General features: G+C 72.5%; 3 protein-coding genes. 1 reads left to right on the forward strand and 2 read right to left on the reverse strand.

All coding sequences use genetic code 11. From position 1 onward, the window contains the following. Positions 1 to 297, forward strand: a 297-nt coding sequence (locus tag QN157_14770) for a transposase (GenBank protein ID MDR7556850.1), incomplete at its 5' end; no start/stop codon positions are given. 48 nt (positions 298 to 345) lie between these two features. Here QN157_14770 and QN157_14775 read toward each other — a convergent pair. Both QN157_14775 and QN157_14780 read right to left on the reverse strand, forming a co-directional pair. Beyond that, positions 346 to 3,489, reverse strand: coding sequence for a BTAD domain-containing putative transcriptional regulator (locus QN157_14775; protein MDR7556851.1), 3,144 nt, complete (start codon positions 3,487 to 3,489; stop codon positions 346 to 348). 344 nt (positions 3,490 to 3,833) lie between these two features. After that, positions 3,834 to 5,071, reverse strand: a 1,238-nt coding sequence (locus tag QN157_14780; GenBank protein ID MDR7556852.1) for a hypothetical protein, incomplete at its 5' end; no start/stop codon positions are given.

Consider the following 5,071-nt stretch of genomic DNA (forward strand, 5'->3'; position numbering starts at 1 on the left):
ACGTTGGGACGGGACTGGGACCGAATGGTGACGTTTTACCGGTACCCCCAGGAGCACTGGCGGCACCTGCGGACCGTCAACGTGGTGGAGTCCCCCTTTGCGGCGCTGCGGCTACGGACGGATGCGGCCAAGCGGTTCAAGAAGGTGGAGCGGGCTGCGGCGGTGATCTGGAAGATGCTGATGGTGGCCCAGACGAGGTTCCGGCGGCTGAACGCCCCGGAGCTGCTGGCCAAGGTTTACGTGGGGGTGCGGTACGAGGACGGGATCGAGGTCACCGGGAAGGAGGCCGCCGCCTGAGTGTTTACCCACTTTTTGACGGAACCCCGGGAGTCTGGGCTCCGCCACTCAGCAAGAAAGTGACTGGTGGGGACGAGGGTGGTCAGGCCGGTGTTCCCTGGCGATGGCTTCGGCGAGGGCTGCGGTCTCGCGGCTCGGATCCACCTCCAGGTCGCGGCGCAACGACGCCACGCACTCCTGGTACAGGCGCAGCGCTTCCGCACGCCGACCGTGCTCCGCCAGGAGCACCATGAGCCGCCGGTAGACCTCTTCCCGCCAGGGGTCGAGGCGGAGGATCTCGCGCAGGTGCGCCTCGGCCTCCGCTACCTGCCCCTGGGAGGCTTTAGCCTCCCCCAGCCGCTCCAGAACCCCGATGTACGCGATCCGCAGCCGCTCCCGTTCGAGAGTCGTCCAGGGTTCGTTGGCCTCGTCGGGCAGGAGGTCTCCGCGGTAGATCCCTGCGGCGGTCTCCAGGGCCCGGAGGGCAGACTGGACGTCGCGGGCCCGGGCGGCGGCCGCCACGTGAGCTTCGAACTCCTGGACGTCTGTGACCACCGCACCCGGCAGGATCCCGTACCGCCCTCGCTCCAGGACCAGGCACGCTTCCCCGGGACTGCCCTGGCCCACCGCCCGCTTGGCGTTGCACCAGGCCACGTCCAGGCTGGACTTCGCGGATTCAGGAGGGAGGTGGGGCCACAGCGCTTCCAGCAGCGCCTCGCGGGGGACCGGCTCGCGGGCGATCAGGAGGTAGGCGAACAACAGGCGATCCCGGCGGCGACGCCAGACCTTGTGGGAGAGGCACTCCTCGCCCCGCCACACTTCGAACCCCCCGAGGAGCCGGACCCGCAGCTGCGGCCCGGGCGGCGCCACCGCGGGAAGCGCCAGGGAGCGGGCCAGGGCCCTCGCGTCCTCGATCGCGGCATCGAGCGTGATCCCCTCCCCAGCAGCCCGGGCGGCCTGGAGTGCGCCCGGGGCCGCGGCGGTCTCCGCCGCCCGCACCGGACGCGCGAGCTCGCCTTGCTCAAGGGGCGACTGTGGGGCGCCCAGTCGGGCACGTGCCGCAGCGGCCGCGCCCAGGAGCCGGGCCCCGGCGGCGCCTCCCGCCTGAAGGGCGACGGCGCCGAGGACCTCCAGGGACTGGACCAGGCCGAGCCGTTCATCCACCTCCTGGAAGAGGTCGAGGGCCTCGCGTGCGGCGGCCAGGGCCGATGCGGTGTCGCCCTCCCGCAGCGCCGCACGCGCCAGGATCAACTGGGAGCGACCGGCAGATCCCCGGGCCGCCAGGCGCCGCGAGATGGGCAGGCTCTCCAGGCTGCGCGCGCGGGCCAGCGCCGCGTTGCCGCGGGCCAGCGCGGCCAGCGCCAGCGTGTTGAGGCTGGCCGCCGTGCCGTAGGCGTCTCCCAGCGACCGGAAGCGCGCCACCGCATCCTGGGCCAGCGACTCCGCCGCGTCCCCGTCGCGGCGGTGCGCCGCCAGCACCCCTAGGCTGTCCAGCGCCAGGGCCGCGGCGCGGGTGAGGTTAGCCGCACGCGCCAGCTCGAGGCTCTCACGGCCCCACGCCTCCGCTCCCTCATAGTCGCCCTCCAGGCGGGCGACGATGCCCCGGATGAGCAGGGCGAAAGCGGTGAGTCCCGGATCGCCCACCGCGCGGCCGATCGACACACTCTCGTCCAGGGCCCGCCGCGCCGCCGCATACTCCGCCGTCCGGTACCGCACCACGGCCAGCGTGTTGAGGGCCGACGCCAGCCCTCTGCCGTCACCGAGGCGGCGGAAGAGCGCACTGCTCTCCTCGAGGGCCTGTTGGGCGCGGAGGTTGTCCCCGACCTCCCAGGCCAGCTCGCCGGCCCAGTACAGGGCCTGGGCACGCAGCGTCTCGGGAACGGGCTGGCCCACCTCCCGGGCGTCTTGCCGCTGCAGCCAGCCTTCCAGCCACTGCCGCGCCTCAGTGGAGTGGATGTGGCCGGCCCACATCGGTCCCGCCGCAGCCACCGCGAGACGCAGCCCGCGGATCACGTCGCCACGCGCCTGCGCCCACTCCATGGCGGCCCGGATGTTGTCGTGCTGGGCCGCCACCGCCTGTACCGGGGCCGGGTCGCGAGGCCCTTCCAGCCCGTGGGCCCCCGACTCCGCGATCCGGAGGTAACAGGCGAGGTGCCGGTCACGTACTGCCTCGGCTTCCCCCGACTCCAGCAGGCGGGCCTGGGCGTACTGACGGATCGTCTCCAGCAGGCGGTACGGCGCAGGACGCCCCGGTTCGACCACCAGCAGCGAGTGGTCCACCAACGCGGCGACCAGGTCGAGGATCCGGTCCTCCCTCACCGGCGGGCCGACGGCTACCTCCGCAGCGGCCTCGAAGGTGAAGGCGCCGGCGAAGACCCCCAGACGGCGCAGGACCGCCCGTTCGTCCTCCGACAGGAGGTTGTAGCTCCAGTCGATCACCGCCTGGAGCGTGCGGTGGCGTTCGGGCCAGGAGCGGCTGCTGCCGGTGAGCAGGCGGAAGCGGTCGCCCAGCCGCGCGGCGATCTGCTGGGGGGAGAGGATGGGGATCCGGGCCGCTGCCAGCTCGATCGCCAGCGGCACCCCGTCCAGCCGGACACAGATCTCCGCCACCGCCGCAGCGTTCTCCGGAGCCAGGGCGAAGGCTGGCACCAGGGCGCGGGCGCGCTCCAGGAAGAGCGCCACGGCGGGGATGCCCGCCAGCGCCTGCAGGTCCGGCACCTCCCCCGGCTCTGGCAGGCGGGGCACCGGCAGGGGTGGCACGGGGAAGTGGTGTTCCCAGGGCACGCGCAGCGCGATGCGGCTGGTCACGAGACAGGTCAGTCTCGCGCAGGGCGCCAGCAGGGCCGCCAGGTGCGGGGCGGCGGCGACGACCTGTTCGAAGTTGTCCAGGAGCAGCAAGGCGGCCCGGTCCTGGAGGTGGTCGCTCAGGGTGTCCAGCAGATCCACACCGCGGAGATCGCGCAGGCGCAACACCCGGGCGATCGCCGCCAGGACCCCCGCGGGGTCGCGCACCGGCGCCAGGTCCACGAACCAGGCGCCGTCAGGAAAGGCGTGCTCCACGCGCCGGGCGATCTCCAGGGCCAGCCGCGTCTTGCCGATGCCCGGGGGCCCGGTGAGGGTGAGGAGGCGGACCTGGGGCTGGGCCAAAAGCCGCGCCCCCGTGGCCACCTCTTCGTCGCGACCGATGAGGGGCCCGGGCTGGAGGGGAAGCACCGACCTGGGGATCCCTCCAGTGCGCTTCCTGCGAGGCCTCCCTGCCGCCGACCGCCGTGCCTTGCGCATCTCCCTGCCCGCCCGATCCCGGCGAGGCTTCGCCTAGCCGGGAAAGGATCCGGTGAAACTTTTCGGGCCCGTCGCAGGGTTTTCCCCCTGGACTCCCCGCGCGTTAGGGCTGGACTGCCCACGCGTCAAGGAGGATCGAGCGAGACGCCCCACCGCAGGCGGGCCATGCGTGACGGGCGCGCGGGAGCGGCACCGAAGTGCTGCTCCCGCGCTTGCCTCCAGGTCTTCAGCCTGCCGGCATGCTCCAGGGCCCGCCAGGCCGCCTCGGATCCCCGTCAGGGCGTGTAGCGGCCTTCGCCCGACTCCGCCCACTGGACCTCGGTCCCGGGCTGCACCGACGCCGGGCCTGCCCGCCCCACGGGCCGGGCGAGCACGCGGCCGGTCTGCGCCAGCCGTGCCCGGACCTGGGAGAAGACCTGTCGGCCGGCCAGGACGCGGGGCGGCTGCTCCGCCAGGCCCCGATTGCTCAGATAAACCCTGCCGAACCAGGTGATCTGCCACCCCGCCTCCATCTCCCAGGCGGTGTTCCACCCGGCGACCGCGCTGAAGTCCGGGGTCTGGTACTGGCTGGCCCCGCCCAGCCACCCGGGGGTGACAAGGATGCTCCACCGCGACTGCGACTGCCGGTGGAAGAGCAGGTAGGCCCGCAGCGGGAGGGTGGTGGAGACGTACGCGAGGCCGCTGTAGAGCGGACGGCGGCCCGTGGCCGACAGCCCCGTGATCGGTGCCGGCAGCGTCACGCCCTGGTTGCCGGGGTCCGGGACGGCGCTCACGTACTTGAGGGCCACCTCCCCGGGGCCTCCCGCACCGCTCTCGGCAAACACGACGAAGATGTACAGGTCCTCGGCGATGACCCCGCTGTCAACCGCCTGCCACTGGCCGGTAGGCGTGCTAATCAAACACACCGAGGCATCCGTCGCGTTCTTGGTCAAGACGTTTTGATACGCAAAGGTGGTACGCCCCGCCGTCGCCCCCGACACGGTAAACGCGCGCGGCGAGAAACCGGAACCTCCGGCAAAGTCCAGGTTCTGCCCGGACACGTCCCCGTTGACCATCAGGTCCCGACGAACGAGTATGCGGTCCGGACAGGCGCCAGGAGAAGGGTAACGGAGGCCCAGCAGGTCGCGGACACCCGCCACCGTCGGGAAGAGGTCGAACGAGGCGCCATCGGGCAGGCCGCTATCGAAATCGCTGACCGTGATCACGGTGGCGCGGGAGTCACCGGTGCCGACGTTGCTCACCGTGCCCGTGACGTGGTAGGCCGTCGGCGGTGGCGTGTCGCCCTCGCAGGCCGCGCCGAGGGTCCGCAGTTCGGCCACGGTGGCCTGAGTGACCGTGACCTGGGCGACCTGGTCTCTCTCGATCACGCACACGTAGGCGAAGCCGTACCGCCCTGAGGAGTCCGTCACCTGGAAGGACGACCCGCTGAAGCGCTGCCAGGGGCCGTTGCCGTCCTGGTAGGCGGCCCAGGCGACACCCGGCCCAAGCGTCACAGTGACGGTGCCCCCTCCCC

The sequence above is a fragment of the Armatimonadota bacterium genome (assembly GCA_031459855.1).
GTDB lineage: Bacteria > Sysuimicrobiota > Sysuimicrobiia > Sysuimicrobiales > Humicultoraceae > Fervidifonticultor > Fervidifonticultor primus.